Source organism: Dehalobacter sp. DCM (assembly GCF_024972775.1).
Taxonomy (GTDB): Bacteria; Bacillota; Desulfitobacteriia; order Desulfitobacteriales; family Syntrophobotulaceae; genus Dehalobacter.
In genome coordinates this window covers 3,021,138-3,039,453 of sequence record NZ_CP092282.1, presented here as the reverse complement: position 1 = coordinate 3,039,453, position 18,316 = coordinate 3,021,138, and the positions used below count along the sequence as shown (strand labels likewise).

General features: G+C 50.1%; 19 protein-coding genes and 1 pseudogene. 19 read left to right on the top strand and 1 reads right to left on the bottom strand.

The features are described from left to right. Positions 1-96 precede the first annotated feature (96 nt). The 8 genes and pseudogenes from LPY66_RS14070 (at position 97) to LPY66_RS14035 (ending at position 6,431) form a co-directional block, all read left to right on the top strand. Positions 97-1,257, top strand: coding sequence for a tyrosine-type recombinase/integrase (locus tag LPY66_RS14070; RefSeq protein WP_117415751.1), 1,161 nt, complete (start codon positions 97-99; stop codon positions 1,255-1,257). Further along, positions 1,254-3,071, top strand: coding sequence for a site-specific integrase (locus LPY66_RS14065; protein WP_117415750.1), 1,818 nt, complete (start codon positions 1,254-1,256; stop codon positions 3,069-3,071). Before LPY66_RS14070 ends, LPY66_RS14065 begins: the two co-directional genes overlap by 4 nt. Further along, entirely contained in the window at positions 3,061-4,608 is a 1,548-nt protein-coding gene (locus LPY66_RS14060; protein ID WP_117415749.1) for a site-specific integrase, read from the top strand. The genes LPY66_RS14065 and LPY66_RS14060 overlap by 11 nt, the downstream gene beginning before the upstream one ends. After that, positions 4,592-5,020: a DUF6262 family protein gene (locus LPY66_RS14055; RefSeq protein ID WP_018213979.1), complete on the top strand. Its 429-nt coding sequence runs from the start codon at positions 4,592-4,594 to the stop codon at positions 5,018-5,020. The genes LPY66_RS14060 and LPY66_RS14055 overlap by 17 nt, the downstream gene beginning before the upstream one ends. Continuing rightward, entirely contained in the window at positions 5,017-5,226 is a 210-nt protein-coding gene (locus tag LPY66_RS14050; RefSeq protein ID WP_018213978.1) for a hypothetical protein, read from the top strand. The genes LPY66_RS14055 and LPY66_RS14050 overlap by 4 nt, the downstream gene beginning before the upstream one ends. A gap of 186 nt (positions 5,227-5,412) precedes the next feature. Next, a pseudogene (locus LPY66_RS14045) lies at positions 5,413-5,568 on the top strand (DNA cytosine methyltransferase); the annotation flags it as partial. A 10-nt stretch (positions 5,569-5,578) separates the two neighbouring features. After that, a complete protein-coding gene (locus LPY66_RS14040; protein ID WP_015261848.1) occupies positions 5,579-5,848 on the top strand; it encodes a hypothetical protein in 270 nt (89 codons plus the stop codon). Next, positions 5,841-6,431 carry a hypothetical protein gene (locus LPY66_RS14035; RefSeq protein WP_015261849.1) on the top strand — a complete coding sequence of 197 codons (591 nt, stop codon included), beginning with the start codon at positions 5,841-5,843 and terminating at the stop codon, positions 6,429-6,431. Before LPY66_RS14040 ends, LPY66_RS14035 begins: the two co-directional genes overlap by 8 nt. 94 nt (positions 6,432-6,525) lie before the next feature. Here LPY66_RS14035 and LPY66_RS14030 read toward each other — a convergent pair whose 3' ends face one another. Next, positions 6,526-7,188, bottom strand: coding sequence for a hypothetical protein (locus LPY66_RS14030; protein ID WP_015261850.1), 663 nt, complete (start codon positions 7,186-7,188; stop codon positions 6,526-6,528). A 376-nt stretch (positions 7,189-7,564) separates the two neighbouring features. On the opposite strand from LPY66_RS14030, the gene LPY66_RS14025 reads away from it, so the two are divergent. The 11 genes from LPY66_RS14025 (at position 7,565) to mobP3 (ending at position 18,305) form a co-directional block, all read left to right on the top strand. Then, positions 7,565-9,394, top strand: coding sequence for a VirB4 family type IV secretion system protein (locus tag LPY66_RS14025; RefSeq protein WP_015261851.1), 1,830 nt, complete (start codon positions 7,565-7,567; stop codon positions 9,392-9,394). A 225-nt stretch (positions 9,395-9,619) separates the two neighbouring features. Next, positions 9,620-10,777: a hypothetical protein gene (locus LPY66_RS14020; protein ID WP_337984921.1), complete on the top strand. Its 1,158-nt coding sequence runs from the start codon at positions 9,620-9,622 to the stop codon at positions 10,775-10,777. A 45-nt stretch (positions 10,778-10,822) separates the two neighbouring features. Next, positions 10,823-11,419, top strand: a complete 597-nt coding sequence (locus tag LPY66_RS14015; protein WP_337984920.1) for a DUF6329 domain-containing protein — start codon at positions 10,823-10,825, stop codon at positions 11,417-11,419. A 13-nt stretch (positions 11,420-11,432) separates the two neighbouring features. Beyond that, positions 11,433-12,188, top strand: coding sequence for a DUF3849 domain-containing protein (locus LPY66_RS14010; protein ID WP_337984919.1), 756 nt, complete (start codon positions 11,433-11,435; stop codon positions 12,186-12,188). A gap of 59 nt (positions 12,189-12,247) precedes the next feature. Beyond that, positions 12,248-12,607, top strand: coding sequence for a DUF6103 family protein (locus LPY66_RS14005; protein ID WP_337984918.1), 360 nt, complete (start codon positions 12,248-12,250; stop codon positions 12,605-12,607). Between the two features lie 31 nt (positions 12,608-12,638). Continuing rightward, the gene (locus LPY66_RS14000; RefSeq protein WP_337984917.1) at positions 12,639-13,520 is read left to right on the top strand and encodes a ParM/StbA family protein; all 882 of its coding nucleotides are present in this window, start codon (positions 12,639-12,641) and stop codon (positions 13,518-13,520) included. A gap of 4 nt (positions 13,521-13,524) precedes the next feature. Continuing rightward, positions 13,525-13,815: a plasmid segregation centromere-binding protein ParR gene (locus LPY66_RS13995; RefSeq protein WP_337984916.1), complete on the top strand. Its 291-nt coding sequence runs from the start codon at positions 13,525-13,527 to the stop codon at positions 13,813-13,815. 90 nt (positions 13,816-13,905) lie between these two features. Then, positions 13,906-14,088 carry a hypothetical protein gene (locus LPY66_RS13990; RefSeq protein WP_337984915.1) on the top strand — a complete coding sequence of 61 codons (183 nt, stop codon included), beginning with the start codon at positions 13,906-13,908 and terminating at the stop codon, positions 14,086-14,088. Then, the gene (locus LPY66_RS13985) at positions 14,085-14,363 is read left to right on the top strand and encodes a hypothetical protein (protein ID WP_337984914.1); all 279 of its coding nucleotides are present in this window, start codon (positions 14,085-14,087) and stop codon (positions 14,361-14,363) included. Before LPY66_RS13990 ends, LPY66_RS13985 begins: the two co-directional genes overlap by 4 nt. A gap of 520 nt (positions 14,364-14,883) precedes the next feature. Beyond that, a complete protein-coding gene (locus tag LPY66_RS13980; RefSeq protein ID WP_337984913.1) occupies positions 14,884-15,291 on the top strand; it encodes a hypothetical protein in 408 nt (135 codons plus the stop codon). A gap of 2 nt (positions 15,292-15,293) precedes the next feature. Then, on the top strand, positions 15,294-18,305 hold the full coding sequence (gene mobP3 / locus LPY66_RS13975) for a MobP3 family relaxase (RefSeq protein WP_337984912.1): 3,012 nt from the start codon (positions 15,294-15,296) through the stop codon (positions 18,303-18,305). Positions 18,306-18,316 lie beyond the last annotated feature (11 nt).

The following is an 18,316-nucleotide window of genomic DNA, read 5'->3' as shown; positions in this document are numbered from 1 at the left end:
AGCCATGTTACTACAGCCTTCTATAAGCGTGTTACAATATCTGTACCTGTAGGGTACTCTGCAGGAATTTTATTGTACATCGTATAGGAGGTTCGTATGGAAAAAGAACAACGAGTTTTCAAGGTGATGCGCGCACTGATGCCAGCACCGTCAGGTGGTGAAAGGGAACTATGGCTGATCACAAGGCACGGCATCCCGTTTTACCAGATCAATGAATGGCTGGACTTGAAGAGCATTCGAAAGATCAGCACCGGAAAGGAGTACGCACACAAGCTTTGTGTATATCTTAACTTTCTGCATGGGCAGGGAATATCGTTTGAGGATGCCGTAACAGATGATGTTATGGCATTTTTAATGCGGCTTATGGGTAGGAGCTATGAGGACGGAGGCGTTATTCGGCTGCGGGCCCCATTGTCATACAGCACCCTCAGCAAGTATGTCACTGTCATCACCGAATTCTACAAATGGCTCGAACAGACCGGTATGCATCATGTTGAGTTTCAGACAATGGACAATGCGAAGAGGGCCCAAAAATCGTTTCTCTATGGCCAGATCAGTTCTTATGAGTACAAATACATTATTGACCGACACATGTTAAGGCTGACCGCGAAACGGGAGTACATCAAATGGTATACGGATGATGAAGTGGTGACCATCTGCTCCTGTTTTCTGACATTACGCGATCTGGCTATATTTTTGGTCACGCTGGAAGGCTTCAGGATAGACGAAGTACTAAGCATGCAGCTTGAAGATTATGATTCTCAAGCTGGCCGTATCAGTCCGAGCCGGTCAAAAGGTAAACCGGACGCATCTTCGGGAGATTTCAAGCACCGCACTGTCTTTCTTCCGCAATCAACACGTGATGTGCTGGACCGCTATCTTTTGACAGAGAGGTCCCAGGCGGAAACACAATCCGGCCTGCTCAGTCAGACTATCTTTATCAATCTGAAAGCCGGGTGCAGCCAGGGTACTCCCCTTGCATACCGCAATTACTGGGAGATTTTGAAAAAGTGTGCGGCACGGGCGGGTCTTGACAGCAAAAAAATCCGTACCCACAGCGGACGCAGCACGAAAGTCATGCAATTTCTGGAGCATCAGGCGGCGCATCCGGAGAACAACATTTCCGATGCGATGATTTCGGAGCACTTTGGCTGGAAGAGCCTGGATTCTATCGAGCCATACCGCAATTACAACAATCCGATTATCGCCAAGGCGGTGTTTGATAAGCTTCAAAAGGCAAAGGAGGGGCAAAGATGAACTCCTCATTTACAGCATTGGAAGAATCACTGTGCTCTAGAAGCAGCCTACAGCCGGTACTGGATTCTGTCGGAGTATCGGAAATGATCCGGGCTATGGAAAATGCCCCGCCAAATTTGCTCACGGCATACTTTCAGGAGAAAGCAGCAGAATTTACTGTCAGGCGCGAGAACGTTACGAGTTTTAAGCTGCTCCAGGCCGCATTTACAGACAAAAAGCAGGCAAGCAGGTTTTATGGGACACCCATCGCTGATGTAGTTAAAACAATTGCTGACATCGAGTTTGAGAAGCAAAAATCACTTTTCAGGAGGGAAAACCGCCAACAATTGAGTGTCCATAACGATATATGGCAGCTGTTTTATCTAACCGGACCCAATTTGAGGAGCAACAGCTACGATTTCAGCAAGATCCATTGCGTCTCGCTGCGCTTGGAACTGAAATACTTTATGCTGTGGTACCTTCAAGGCCGTAGCGACTATCGGACCCCGGTTCTTGCTGCAGTAATCAAGGGAGTCAATTTCCTCAGCAGCAATAACCCAGGCATCCACTATTTCGCGGATATATCCGATGTGGATGCCCGTCAACTCTACAACTATCTGGAAAACGACTGCTTATCCAAGCACGGCGGCAGACTGTCCGTCAAGTCCGTTGCCAACACCATGCGTGCCTGCGGCCAAATCATAGACTACCTTTGCGGAGACATGCGTGATCCGAGCCTCCGGACACCGATACCGACGGGGAATCCATTTGCAAAGTACCGCTTTTTCAATCTGGACAACATGTCCAGAAATACTGAGATAATCCCCGACCCAGTAGCGGCGGCGATTGAAAAGCATAGTCACGAGTTAAGCGATACACACCGGGTTCTATACAGCATTTTTATCAATACCGGGCTGAGATTGTCGGAAGTCGTACTGCTGAAAGAGGACTGTCTGGCACCATCACGTTTTGAGGGGCTGATGCTCCTGCGCTATGTGCCGCACAAAACATTAAGCGCCCGGCGCAAGCGCGGCATCGGCGATACCTGTGAAATGCTGATCCCTGCTTTTCTGTCAAGAGAAATCACCCGTCAGATTAAGAGAACCCAAAGCCTGCGGGAGGAATATGGTGAGCCGTATATCTTCATTGTGAAAAATGGGAGCCAGCGTCCTTCGCTTCCCTGCGGTGACGGGTTTTGCGATGCGGTAAACAGGCTGATTGCGAAGCACTGCATTACTGATGAAAATGACCACCTCTGGAAGCTGACCACAAGGCAGTTCCGAAAAACCATTGCCGTCATGCTGGTCGAAAGCGGAGCATCCATGACGGAGCTTGCCTACTGGCTGAGCCATCTCTCACGCAAAACCTCAATGAAGTATTACGCCGAGGTTCGAAAGAAGCGGCTTGCTGAAATGAACACTTCCTTTTTTAGAGAAAAATTTGATCTTCTGCTTAACAACGAGCAGCTTGATCAATTCAGCGAAGAACAGCGGCGGCTCTTGTTTGTGGACTTCCGCCTTGAACAGCGCAGGGTTGAATTGGGATTCTGTATGCGCGTTTTTGCCGATGGAGAATGCCGGGAGCGCAGCCGTACGCTAAGCTGTGTAAACTGCAAAAATCTTTGTACAGGCAAACCGTATCTACAGTACTGGATAGCCCTGCGGGATTCCCAGCGCAAGCTCGTGGACGGGCTTGTTGAGTCCTACCGGGAGATGGGGATTGCGGATTACCAGTCATACCGGCAGTATCAGCAGGAAAAAGCGCTGCTTGATTCCTACTCGGATACCGTGACAAAAATCGAGGCAGCTTTTGGAGGTGGTTTGTATGCCAAGTAATGCTGCGGTGCAGGAAAACTTTCAGGAAGATCGTAAAGTGGAATACCGCGCCTTTGTTGCCAGTATTTCAGGCAGCGATTGCTTTGGTGACGACATATGGCACTGCGACAGGCTCAAAAAGCATCCGGCTGACAGATCCTGTGTGCTCCACTTTGTGAATGTCCCGGAACAATTTAAGGAAGCAGCCAAATACTTCATTGTGCTGAAACTGCTTGGAGGCATGCGAGTATCATCAGCCCGGCAGCACGTGATCCGGCTGATATGGTTCCTGCAGTTTCTAGAATTGCAGGGTGAAGAAGATGCTCTGTATTGTTGCACGCCGTCCTTTGTCGCTGGATTTAAAGCATATCTGGATGGGAATTGTACAAAGGAACAGGTAAAAAACGGCATATGGCAAGTCATCAAGAACTTTTTTGATGTCATGCAGGGATGGGAAGGCCGGAAGCTATACAATCATTTCGCCGGAAACCCATTCGTTCAGCCTTTACACTATGACGAAAAGCTGATTCCTCCTTTTGTTGAACGCCAGCTTGACCGGTTATTTCTAATGCCGGAAATACAGCTTCATATTCGGGTCGCGTATTGGATTATGAGGCTTTTTCCCACGCGGGTCAGCGAGGTCTGCGCAATGGAGCCGGACTGCGTCAAGCAGTTTGACGGGCATTTTATTCTGTTCCTCCCCTCATGGAAGCAAAACGGCGGCTACAACCTGGCAGAGATGCGCAGCCTCCACATTGAGTATGAGGGGATTGGGAAATATCTGATAGACCTTTTACATGAGCAGCAGGAAGCGCAGCGTGCCCTATCGCCTTATCTGCCGGAAAATCAGCGGGGACTGCTGCTGGCCTACAAGAAAGCCTGGTACAGATACGGAAAATGGGCCGAAACAGTTGTCCGGAAGCACAATGTCCTGACAGCTACCCCTAACCATATCAACGTGTTCTTCAAACGATACTGCGAAATGTATGATGTCCGTGATGAAAACGGAACCCTATATGTTCTGAAAAGCCACATGCTCAGACACAACGGCATTACAGACCGGCTGGCAGAAGGCTTTACCATAGAGCAGATCGCCCACATGACAGGCCACAAGAACGACCAGATGATTCTCAAATCATACAACCATCTCGACCTGCGTCCGGAGGTTCTTACGGAAAAGCAGAGGCTTGTTTTGGGGGAGTCTGACGAGTCATCTCCGGTTATGTTTCATGGGAGAATCCTGAGCATGAACCCGCAGACGGAGGCCAGGCTGCTGGAAAACCTGCGTGCCCACAGGGTGCGCGGCGGCATATGCAGTGATATTACCGGATGTAAATGCGATATGCAGGCTTGCTTGAACTGCCGCTATTTTATTCCTGAAATCGAGCAGATTCCGTTCTTTGAGGAACAGGCCGAAGCCTGGCGCATAAAAGCGGTGCGGTTCAAAGCCTTTCCTATCATTCAAAAAAATGCCGCTGCAAATGCTGTTCTATATCAGGAGGTTGTAAACAAAATGAAAACATATCTGGAGGTAACTGGCGATGAGAAAAATTCCTGATTCCCTGCTCAATCTACAGCAAAAGCAGCGTGAACAAACGATATCCGCTGTTAAAAGCACGATACAGGAGCTGAAGGCGGAAGGGTGTCCGGTTACCATAAAACGCTTATGCGAACGGACGGGGCTTTCACGTTCGGTATTCAGCAAGCCGCACGTGAAAGCCTTGATGGATGAGGAACTCTTCCATATCCCTGCAAAGACTGTATCCGAAGGGACGCTGGAGAGTCAATATGCGAAGCTACTCCTGCAATTGGAGAAATCCAAGCGCCGGGAAAGCGATCTTAAGTCTGCAAATATTCAATTGCGTGAAACTGTACAGGAATTGCGTTCTGAATGTGAGCTGCTGCGGGGGGAACTTCATTCCCTTATGCAGCGTGGAATGCGGCTTCAAGGAGGGGGTGAGCGAAAATGATATTGAACAGGAAAAAGCTGAGGGCTTGGGAAAAATCCGCGCACATTTTGTTTACCAAAGAGCAGGAGGCTATTATTCTTGAACGGTTTGGCACCGAACCGGGAGATGGGCATGAATGGTCTGAGCAGGATATTGCTGAGCAGATTAGAAAAATTGTGCGCGACAATCCGGCACCACCGCCAAAACTGCCTGATTTTCTGAAATGACATTTCCATATCTCCGCAGCATTGAATACAGCATATGGCCTCGGCCTGTGCTGTATTTTTTATCACCAAACATCACAAAACGGTTTTTCGACCAATATTTTTTGAATCGTGTATGTACACGATTCAAAGCCATGATAATCAGGAGGCGATTCTATCGTGTACACCACAAAAACTAAACAAAACGCAAGGCTTCAAGGGTTTCCGGATTATTGGACGGACATCCCTGATGCATCGGACAGCGCCCGGTACAAAGCACTCGGCAATAGTGTAGCGATCCCCTGTGTGGAGCATGTGCTCCGGGGGATTGCCTATTTTTTACAGAAATTCAAGCAAGAAAAGGAGGCTTCCTGATATGTACATTTACCCTGACAACCTGAAATCCAAGGCGGTGCTGTGGCTGTGGCAGCTCCGCGACATCGGCGTGATCGGCATCGGTCTTTTACTATCTGTGTTTGCGCTGGCTCAGCTCCGTTTCCTGCCGCCCATCGTCATCACCGCCCTGTATGCGTTTCTGACCATACGGTTTGACGATACCAGCATCCTCGACTTTATCAAATATGCCTGCGCCTTTTTCTTTACGAAACAGCAGGTCTACGAATGGGGGTACACCAAGTATGAATAAAACAGAAAAGAAAAAAGCCAAGCAAAAGCAGTTTTCAAGACAGCTCATCAATACCAAGGCCGTCACCGACTACAGCCTGGCGACGAACCGGGGCGACGAGTTAGTATACTTCTGCGTCAAGCCGACCAATATTTCCGTTCTTTCCGAGGAAAGCATCTCCGCCAGGATCTACGCATTGATGACAGTGCTTAAGGGTATGGCCGAGCTGGAGTTTTTATGTTTGAACAGCCGGGAGAACTTTGAGGATAACAAGCAGTTTCTCAGAACCCGGTTGGAACAGGAAGGTAACCCGGCAGTGAGAAGGATGCTGGAGCAGGATCTGACCCAGCTTGACCGGATACAGGTGCAGATGGCGACGGCCAGAGAATTCCTGGTGGTGATCCGGCTCCGAAATGAGAAAGAAAGCGAGGTATTCCCCTACTTAAACCGCATAGAAAAAACCCTGCGTGAGCAGGGCTTTTCTACAAAGCGTGCCGGCAAGGAGGACATTAAGCGCTTGCTGGCAATTTATTTTGAGCAGAACGTGACTACTGAAAAGTTTGAAGAATATGACGGTGAAAGATGGATAATTTTAAATGACTGATTTTCCCGCCTTTACAGAGAGAAAAAACAGCACAAGAAAGCAACCGGCAAATGCTGCTGTCATAAGGCTTGCCGGTTGCCTTTTCATATATGAATTATTCTATAGACATGTCATCCATAATCAACTGAAATATTTGTCTGCTTGTTTCACTGTCACGATAGGTCAAACTGTATAAAAGATCGTTGGTGAGTCCCTGCATGAACCCTGCAACCACAGGCACAATAAAAAACCGTTCCTTAAGCGCGAGATTTAATTGTTCCATCAAGTTTTCATCAACAAGGAGAATGATTTTTTTATAAAGCTCGCATAGTTTTACATCATCCAGGATATTCAACATACCAACCTGTTCCCGCACATAAGACTGAGTGGCATAATCCATAAACGTATCGGCTAATAAGACGCTGTGCAAGCTCATAATTGTTGTTCTTTCCTGATAGGTGTCCTGTTGCAAATCGAAGGACTGTTTTACAGTTTGATAAAAAGGATGTTCTTCCAGTGCCCCGCTGCCATCCATCACGGCATAGCAGAGATTTTGAAGCTCAGAACCTGCTTCAAAGCCTTTTTCAGCGGCTTCGTAGAGCAAGGTGTTGTTTGCGGCTTCCAGCACAGAGGATAGATAGCTGTCAAGCAGATAGCCTTGTTTGCCGAGCTTTTCACGGATTTCTTTTGCAAGTTTAAAGAGATTTTGAACAGAGTTTTTTGTACGCTCCGGTTCAAAGGTGCCAATAAAGCTGCTCCTGTTTTCAAAGATGTTCATATGATCCCGACCTTTCATAATTTGGTCGGAAATTTCCCTAAGTATAAAAACGCATGCAAAGGCGGGGCTTGCTTGCCCGGTTCCCTTGCACACGCGAAAGTTTATCCTTGTGCAGCCATAAAAAACAAGATAAAATAGCCTTGTCATGGTGCCGTTTAACGGTTGTGCAGGGTGGTCTCTTCACCTTGTGCAGGGCGGATATGCTAGTAACATATCTGCCTGCCATGACGCTTTTATTTTTCCGAAAAATCTCCGTTGGTGTATATATCAACTCTGCAAGAAAGAAAAGTCAAGAGAAAATCGCTTTATTCCCATGCCGTCACAAAGGTGGCGGTCTTTTTTTATTTCAATCAAGACCAGAAAGGATGGTAAGCCAATGTCAAGAAGAATCAAACCACAGAACACACCACAGGAGGATATCCGCATACAGGAATTCCTCGATATGATCGCTCCCTCCATTGTAAAATTTAACACCGATCATTTTATCTGCGGCAACACTTACCGATGCGTGTGGGCATTGCGTGAATATCCAACGGAAACCGGTGAGCAGGCCATCCTGCGGCACCTGGGGGAAAAGGATGGTGTTACCCTGCACATCTATACCCGGCATGTGTCTCCTGTTGAGGAAAAGAAGATCATAAGCAATGCCGCTAATAAAAACCGGATGCAAAGAAGCAGCACCCAGGATCTCCAGCAGACGGTCACGGCAGAAAGCAACCTGCAGGACGTCGCCAATATCGTAGCGCAGATGCACCGGAGCAAAGAGCCGCTCCTGCACACAGCAGTATATATCGAGCTGTTCTCCAATGACCTTGACCAACTCAAGCTCCTGCAAACGGAGGTGCTAACCGAGCTTGTCAGGAGCAAGCTCAATGTGGACAGACTCCTGCTCCGTCAACAGCAGGGATTTCTTTCGGTCATGCCATCGGGCTGGAACGTGTTCGGGGATCAATTCGAACGGGTGCTGCCTGCCAGCTCCGTTGCAAACCTCTACCCTTTTAATTATTCAGGGAAAACCGATCCCAATGGTTTCTGCATCGGGCGAGATAAGTTCGGCAGCAACATCCTCGTGGATTTCAACCGCCGCGCTGATGACAAGACCAATGCCAATATCCTCATCCTCGGAAACAGCGGCCAGGGTAAGAGCTATCTGCTAAAACTCATCCTGACCAACCTGCGGGAAACAGGTATGCATATCTTGGCGCTTGATCCTGAGATGGAGTACGAGGAACTGACCATAAACCTTGGCGGATGTTTCATTGACCTAATGAGCGGCGAATTTATCATCAATGTTCTGGAGCCGAAGTCATGGGATGAAAGTGGCGATCCCAAGGACACGGAAGCGCCCCAGGCGTTCCGTCAGACAAGCAAGCTCAGCCAGCACATCAGCTTCCTGAAAGATTTCTTCCGTGCCTATAAGGATTTTAATGACCGCCAGATCGACACCATAGAAATCATGCTGGGCAAGCTCTACGACAAGTGGAGCATCACGGACCACAGCAACTTTGATCGCTTAAAGCCAACGGACTATCCGATCCTGTCCGACCTGTATGACCTGATCGAGCAAGAATACAAGATCTTTGATGAGGGCAGGCGTCAGCTCTATACCGCCGATATCCTGCGGGAAATCTGCCTTGGACTCCACTCCCTGTGTAAGGGCGCGGAGTCTAAATTTTTCAACGGACACACCAATATCGCCAGCAATGAATTTGTGACCTTCGGCGTCAAAGGGCTTCTGCAGGCAAGTAAAAACCTGCGAAACGCCCTGCTGTTTAATATTTTGTCGTACATGTCAAACGAGCTGCTCACTACAGGAAACACCGCTGCCAGCATCGACGAGCTGTACCTGTTCCTGACCAACCTGACGGCTATCGAATACATCCGAAACTTTATGAAGCGTGTCCGCAAAAAGGAAAGTGCGGTCATACTGGCGTCGCAAAATCTGGAGGATTTCAACGTGGAGCATATCCGGGAGCTGACGAAGCCCCTGTTCTCCATCCCGACTCACCAATTCCTGTTCAACGCCGGTTCTATCGACGCCCGATTCTATATGGATACGCTTCAACTGGAGAAGTCTGAGTACGACCTTATCCGGTATCCGCAGCGCGGCGTGTGTTTATACAAATGCGGCAACGAGCGGTACAACCTCATGGTTCAGGCACCGGAATACAAGTCGGAGTTGTTTGGAAAGGCGGGTGGACGATGAACATTGTGGGCTCGGTGACGGCACTAACAGCACTGCTATGCTAAATAGGTATATACAAAGGAGGCATTCTCGTGGATACGGTGCGGTTTGCCCGGCACAGAGCTAAAGAAATTCGGATGATTGATCCAATGAAGCTGTAAAACAGCAAAATATGAAGTACATAGAAACAGGGTGCTTTCCGTTTAGTCGGAGGCATCCTGTTTCGTTTTGAAAGGAGGAAACTCAGTGGCAGACCCTGCAACTATTACCCTTGCGGTGAAAGCCGCCATCGCCGCCGCTACCGACAAGCGAACATGGAAGGCGGTAGGCGTCCTGATTGCAGCCATCCTTACGCCCTTTATTCTCGTGATCGTCATGATACTCAGCCTACTCTCCGGCACATCACAGCATAACAACGCCGCCATTGACCTGTGTTTCAATGGCAGCGTTGCTGGTTCCTCTGTCCCTGCCGAATACACGGTCTACATTGAGGACATGAGCGGTTGCTTTTCTGTTCTGGATCAGGCGATAGCTGACACGGAGGCCGGGATGAACGGCGGCACACTGGACAATGTCCGCATTAAAGCCATTTTTTATTCTCTGTATTTCGGCGCGAAAAATCTCTCCCTGTCCGACGCCGAGGCCCGTGCCTTCGTGAACTGCTTTGTGACTTATGAAAAGGATTCCGAGAATCACACGGTTGCTGTCCCAGCCAGTCTGGACACGGCATACGCAAATCTCGAAGCGTCAGGGATTCCGGTCACGAAGGAGTCAAAGGCTAACGCACTGCAGATCTACCAGAGGATTGTCTATGGCGGTGCCGGATCGTATACCGGGGAGATTGAATACGGCGGCAAAGGCGGTACCGCATTAGACGGACTAACCCTGCTCCACCCGGAAACCAAAAACAACCTGGATCTGGTGACCTATGCCGAAAATGCCTTTAACTCCGGCTGGGGGTATGTATGGGGTACCTACGGCGACGTTCTGACAGACTCGCTGTTTGAATACAAGCTGAAGCAGTACCCGGACGGCGTGGGTGACTATGAAGATTTCATCCGCGAGAACTGGCTGGGCGGCAGGACAACGGACTGTGTCGGACTCATCAAAGGCTATGGCTGGTATAACCCGGACACCAAGGCAATCGAGTATGGAACCAACGGCATGCCGGATGTGGGCGCGGACGGCATGTACAATGCCGCTACCGTCAAAGGCTCCATGGATACCATGCCTGACACGCCGGGCTTGGCCGTTTGGAAATCGGGGCACATCGGTGTGTATATCGGCAATGGAGAAGTGATCGAAGCGATGGGAACAAAATACTGCGTCGTCAAAACAAAGCTCGAAGGCCGCGGTTGGAAAGCGTGGCTGGAGGTCCCGTATATCAGCTATGAAACCAAATAATATCAACCATGGCCTGTCGGATGGACAGGCGGAAAGGAGAAAACCATGCTGAATTTGAAGGCGGTCTTTGAGAGAAAGACCAACGAATTTCCTGCGAGAGACTGTGTCATCGAAAACATCGTGGAGCTTCCGGCAACAGAATATGCCCGTTTTCGCTCCAACCTGATCTGCGATGCCGATTTCATCGCAGAGAATAAAAACAGGATGTATCAGGATGGAAACGGCATCCAACATTGCCTTCTGGTGCTCGGTGAAAATAGCACGGAAGGCATCCTAGTTCAAAGCGAAGGTTACGACTATGCCAGGTATGCCAGCCTCCTGCCGGGAGCGAGAGACTTTGTAACTGCCCGGCTGAATGAGCTGGCTGATCAGCTCGTCCGGGAGGGGACGCAAAACACCAGAAGCGGCGTCTGGGCCGTTCACTTTGGAGAACTCAGAGACAAGTATCATGTTACCCTTGACCCTACCAGCAACATCACTTCCATGTTGTTGAATGTTTTAGAAGCAAGATGCGAAATGGCGTCGGTTGAACCCATGGAGTACGGCTTCGACATGGTCATGTTCTCGGGTTACTGTCCTAACATTCAGGAAGGTGCGGCCGAGCAGGGACCGGAGGAATCCGGCATGACAATGAAATTTTAAGGAGGAATGGCTTATGACCGATAAATCTTTTTATATTTATCCATATTCGTGTGAAGAAGCAAAACGTCTCGACCAGCTTGCCCTGTGGCGGGATAGCCGTAGGGAGAACATCTCCTGCAAAAATGCTATTGAGGAAGCGATTCGCCGAGACTTCGACGGGATGCATCTCAGTGCCAGCTGCGCTGAGAGCGTCATCGCGGAATACGGATTTAAACGTGTTAATTGGGTGTTGGCAAATACCGTGCAGCAGAAGGAATGGGATGGACGCTTTTCTCATGACAATAAGTTATGGGCAAAAGGAACTTATATTCCATTGGATATGGACAGTTTTACAGGGAACAGCCGAAATCTTGATTTCGTAGTAGACAGCCATCCTGCCGTATTAGATGGCTTTATCAACCAGTACCGCCGCACATACCAAGCACTGGGGCTATTTGACTACACGCACTGTGAACAGGATTCCGGAGAAATAGACTATGAAGGCAGAGTGTTGGTGCTGTCTACTGACAGTCTCAAGGAAAGCTGTTGGAGCCAGCAGGATCAGCTCTGGCTGGCAACCGGGGGATTTGGCTGTAGACCGACCGGCTCCGGTCGGGCAGTGTATGCGACCTGTCTTGGTGACGGAGAAGAAACCCGTTGGAACCGTCATGACTTTATCGGGGTACTTAAGGAAAACAATTTACCCGATTGGGCAAAGGAAAAGCGTATGGAGTTTCAGGGACAATCTACTGAACCTGCTCCATATATCGGCGGGATGAAAATGGAGTAACGATTTGAAATGGCTCTTTTATTACTACAAATAATTAAATCTAATTAGGAGGAAAAAATATGAGTATGACTGAACTGAATGTATCCTTCCCTACGGAGAAGCTGGAAGCTCTCCGCTTTTTTATCGGCAAAAAAGACCAGACCATTGAACAGGAGCTGCAGGATTTTCTAGACAAGACTTACGAAAAAATGGTACCCGCACAGGTGCGGGAGTATGTGGAGAGCCGCACGGAACAGGCTCCTGTGCAACAGCAGGTACCGGTGCCGGAACAGCCTGCCAACTCCAAGGAACGACCTGCACGGCAGGCCCGCCGCCAGAAGGAACAGGCCGCGCCTGGACCGGCCTCTGTCCCGGAAGCACCTTCCGAGTCCGAAGGTCTCGCCGAGCAGGAAAACCAGGGCATGACCATGAACATGTGATCTGCAGAAAAAGAAAAAGGGGGTGTCAATCATGATCAAGCTCGGAGTGGACAATGGAAACTACAACGTTAAATCCTCAGAGGGGATGCTCTATGCCTCTGGCTACGCAGTGAGCGACAAGGAATTCATTACGCTGGAGATGCAGCTCTTTTATGAGGGAAACTATTACGCCATCGGGGAACGCCGCCTGCGTTTCCAGCAGGACAAAACAAAGGAGCCGGATACGTTTCTTCTGACGCTGCCGGCCATCGCGGACGCCATGAAAAAAGCCGGCGCGACCAACGCGGAAATTGCCTTGGGCGTGGGGCTGCCCATCGACAGTTATGGAACCCAAAAGGAAGCTTTCCGCAGGTACTTTCTGCGGAGCAATGTCTCGTTTATGTTCGAGGGCACCTCCTACCGTTGCCACATAACGGAATGTAAGGTGTTCGCCCAGGGGCATGCCGCACTGTGCCGGTATTATCCGCGGCTGTCAGAATACCGGGGCATAACGCTGGTAGATATCGGCGGATACACCGTGGATGTGCTCACAGTCCACAATTTCAAGCTGGACAGGTCGAGCTGCGCCAGCCTGCGCATGGGGACCATCACTCTGTACAGCCGCATACAGGATGCGCTCCAGAAAAATGATATCCTGCTGTCCGATGAACTCATCACAGACGCCATCCGCGGCGAAATTCAGCACACCGACAGCAAGCAGATTGCGGCTGTGGTGGATCAAACGGTTGCGGCTTATTGTAAGGAGCTGTTCAATGCCCTCCGGGAACGGGGGCTCGATCTGAAGCTGCCAACGGTGTTCGCGGGCGGCGGCGCGGAGCTGCTGGAATCCCGGCTGTACGATGATAACCTGAATACGGTAGCGGTGCTGAACCGGTTTGCCAACGCAGACGGGTATAAGCTCCTGATGGGGTGATGATATGGCAGAACGAAAACGCTACTTTTTATCCTTCGACAGGGACAATCCAAGACACCGGGAAGCCGAAACACTCTTCTTAAAGCAGGCGGTCAGACAGCGTTCCGATTTTGTAGTCACCTGCATCCTTTCAGCAAATCAGGCAGAGCATCTGGAAAGGTGTGTTCGAAAAGCAGTCAGGGATGAAATAAGAAAGCTACGACTGACTCCAACGGACGCACAGGAGGAACCGGATGGGGCTGTTCAACTGAGCGATCTTCCCAGCAGCCTGATCAATGCACTGGATGAATTGTAACCATGATGGTATACTTCCCGGCATTCGTCGTGAAAGTATACCATCATGGCAATTTTTTCTCAAAAACACATGGAAAGGAGCGCGAAGCTCATGAAGCTGGATACCATTCAAATCCGGTATAACACTGAAAAGCTGTGCATCATTCGGCAGTATATGGATGACACAGCACTGCAGGCCGAGCTGCAAGCTCAGCTGCAGACTCTTTATGAAAAGCATGTACCAGCTGAAATCAGGGCTGGTATTGACAGTCAGGAAGGAGGCACCGACGTATGAAAGAACCGATGACGCTGGAGCAGTTCCGGCAAGAGCATCCGAACGATGTAATCCAGATCATGTCTCCCGGAGGCTACGTCACCCTCCCGCCTGACAGACCGTTGGATCAGTTATACGCTCACGCAGGCGTGAGTGGTACGGAAATTCCGGTCTCTTGGGAGGAACTCAAAGACCAGATCGTTGAAAGCTGCAATTTCAATGAGGCCGATGGAAACTGGTACCTGCTGACGGCAGAACCCTCGCTGGACTGCCCGACACAGACAATCGGCATGTAGCTTTTTCTTTTTCTTTCTGCCGTTCGCGCTGCGGCCCCAGAGGGACATAGAACGGGGGAGCATATATGGGCATATCTATCTAGCTGTGGTTCAACAAATATCAGCATGATGCACTGGAGCGCATTCTTTCTCAGCCAGCTTCGCGCGTGTTGCCGCCTGTGCGCCCCTGTGTCGCATTTTCCCAGCAGGGATGGCAAGTAACACCTCTGAGAAAGTAAGCCCCGTGTTGGGGCTTTGTGCGATGGGTTGAGGGAAGCCATCATTCTGGCTTCCAGGGGTGAACCATGGGCATGAAAACGATGCTGGTTAAAGGCAGGTGGTCGCTTTGCGCCCACCTGCCGATAAACACCGCCCCGCAACGCGGGTCGGGGACGTTCGGCGGGTACACCTAAATAGGGTGTTGGTCACCTTCTAGGTGGTCAAAACCCACTCCAATCTGCCGCTTGACCTAGAAAACAAAGGCTTTTCCGGGGTACACCCGTCAGGTGGTTCCGGAGCTTTTCAGACAAGGAGGCCAATTATGAGTGAAGAAATCAAAACCCGCATCCCGCTCTGGCTCTATCCCAGTACCATAGAAGGTATGGATGCGATCCTGGAAAAGGATAACTGCAAAAGCCGCAGTGAGTTTATTGAAAAAGCAATCCGTTTTTACAGCGGATATATCTCCGCAGAGGATGGTATGAAATTTTTGCCGACAGCCATCACTTCGGCTATGTCGGGCATTGTCAGCTCATCAGAAAACCGTATGGCCCGGCTGATGTTCAAGCTGGCGGTTGAAATGTCCATGATGATGAATATCCTCGCCAACACTGCGGACGTGGATGAAAACACCCTGCGCCGGCTGCGGGGCAAATGCGTGAATGACGTGAAAAAATCGGTTGGCTCAGTAACTTTCGAGGATGTCGTAAAATTCCAGAAGGGTGATTAACCATGCCAAGGATTATCTTCAAATGCGGATATATTAAAAACGATCCGCAGCATGTAAAGAACCTGATCGAGTATGTGGGGACGCGGGAAGGCGTAGAAAAACTTACACAGTACAGACGGAACCAACCCGCTACTCCAAAGCAGATAGAGCGCATCGGGGACATTCTAACCCACTTTCCTGATTCCAAAAGCCTGTTTGAATATGAGGACTATCAAAATAAGCCGACTCTCGAAAATGCATCGGCATTTATTACTGCAGCCATTGACCACAACCTGGATCAGCTGACACATCAGGAGGTCTATGTCAACTACATTGCAACCCGTCCCCGTGCCGAAAAGCTGGGCAGCCACGGTCTGTTCACAGATGAGGATGAGCCGCTGGTGCTGTCACAGGTAGCCGAAAAAGTGGCGGAGCATACCGGGAACATCTGGACGCCCATCATTTCCATGAGGCGAGAGGACGCTGCCCGGCTGGGATACGATAACGCCTCCGCATGGATAGCCCTCCTCCGTCAACAACGCAATATATTTGCCGAGCAGATGAAAATCGCGCCGGAAAGCCTGCGCTGGTATGCGGCGTTTCACGACGAGAGCCATCACCCGCACTGCCATATGATCATTTACTCGGTCGATCCCCGTAAGGGCTACGTCACAAAACAGGCCATTGAAAACATGCGGAGCAGCCTGGCGCGGGAAATCTTTCAGCAGGATTTACTGCAAATCTACTCTGAGCAGACGATCCAGCGCAACACGCTGACAGAGCAGAGCCGGAATACCCTGCGGGAGCTTTTGGAACAGATGCGTACAGGAACCTGTGAGAACCTGGTGATTGAGGATCTGATGTCCAGGCTGGCGGAGAAACTGAATCATACCACAGGGAAAAAGCAATATGGCTACCTGCAAGTCCCGCTGAAGGAACTGGTCAATCAGATTGTGGATGAGCTGGCAAAGGACGCTCGCGTCGCGGCAGCTTATGCCAAGTGGTATGAGCTGCGAAATGAAGTCCTGCGTACCTATAAGGACAAACTGCCCGAACCTATTCCGCTCTCACAGCAAAAGGAATTCAAGCAGATCAAGAACATGGTGATTGCCGAGGCGGTAGACCTCGGCAATCACCATCTCACCTTTGAAGGCGATGAAAACGCTAAACCAACCTACGAGGAAGAAACCGCTGCCGGGGATGACGAGCCGGAACAGCCCTTGGCAGAGCCGGAAGCTGTGTTTCAGGAAGTAGCGGAAGATCAGGATTACAACCTTTCTGATGCCCAAGGCTGCGCATCCTCGTCTGATTCCGATGGCATAGAACCCGGTAAACCGCATATTGCATGGAGCGACCGATATAAAGAAGCTCGAACCTATCTCTATGGCAGCGATGATACGGAGCCGGACTTTGAACAGGCCCTCCTGTTGTTTCTGGAGGAAGCCGAGGATGGCAACGCTCTCACCATGCACGACCTCGGCCGGATGTATGCGGATGGGTTGGGTGTGGAGATGGATGCAGATGTAGCCTCTTGTTGGTATGAAAAAGCTTTATCGGCGTTTATGGATATCGAAACAGAAAAAGAAAACCGGTACATAGAGTACCGCATCGGCAAAATGCATGCGGCAGGACTCGGCACGGCACAGGACTATGAGGAAGCGGCCGGCTGGTTTGATACGGCAGTTTCAAAAAATCACAAGTACGCGCAGTATTCGCTAGCCGGCCTATACTACCGGGGGCAGGGTGCTGAGCAGGATTACCAGACCGCCTTCGAACTATACCGCCGATCTGCAAGACAGCATGTTCCCTATGCCAATTATGAGCTAGCAAAGATGTACTGGGACGGTATAGGTACCGTAAGAAATACTGAAGAAGCTGAACTGCACTTTGAGGAAGCCTTCTTCGGGTTTCAGAGACTGGAGGAACAGAGCCACGACGATAAGCTCCAATACCGCTTGGGTCAGATGCTGTACACCGGCACTGGCACGGAGAAGGATACGGAAGCCGCCATCGGCTATTTTGAAAAAGCTGCCCGGCTGGGCAATGTACACGCCCAATACATGCTTGGTAAGTTATATCTGGACGCGGACAGCGGTCATGAAAATATTGAACAGGCTATCCTGTGGCTGACAAAGGCTGCGGACAATGGCAATGCTCTGGCACAATACGCCCTCGGAAAACTGTACCGGGACGGCATCCAAGTAGATAAGGATATTCAGAAAGCCATCGCTCTGTTTACACTCTCGGCTGCACAGGATAATTCCTTCTCGGCGTATGCCCTTGGCAAGCTATATCTTACCGGAACAGAAGTACCTAAAGACATAGAAGCCGCAGTAAAATGGCTGACACAGTCAGCTGAGCTCGGCAACCAGTTTGCCCAATATGCGCTGGCAAAGCTATATCTCGCCGGCGAGAATGTGGCAAGAGACATCCAAAAGGCAATGGAGCTGTTCCTGAAATCAGCGGAGCAAGGCAATCAGTATGCGCAGTATCAATTAGGCCGGCTCTATATCAAGGGCGAATATGTTCCCAAGGATGCCAAGACCGCCGTTAGATGGTTTACCGTCTCTGCGGAGCAGGACAATCAATACGCGCAATACCAGCTCGGCAAGCTCTACCAGCTGGGCGAGGATGTACCAAAGGATGTGGAGACTGCCATCAAATGGCTGACCGCCTCTGCGGAGCAGGGCAACCAGTATGCCCAATACACCCTTGGGAAGCTCTGCCTGCTGGGTAAAGATGTTCCCCGTGACCGGGAAGCTGCTGTACGCTGGCTTACCTTATCCGCTGAGCAAGGAAATGTCTATGCGCAATTTTTCTTAGACCATCAGGACTCCTTCCGTGATCCTTCCCTTTCCCTTGCGGCAACAAGGCTTCTGCATCATTTGAGCCGGATATTCCGTGAAGAAGAACGACGGCTTCCAGGCGGACCAGGTATACAGGTTGAGAGTAAGTTGCGGCGGAAGATCAGGGAGAAAAAGATTGCCCAAGGCCATGCCCAGGATGACCACGAGCAAAGGCTTACCACTTATTAAAGCAAAGGAGT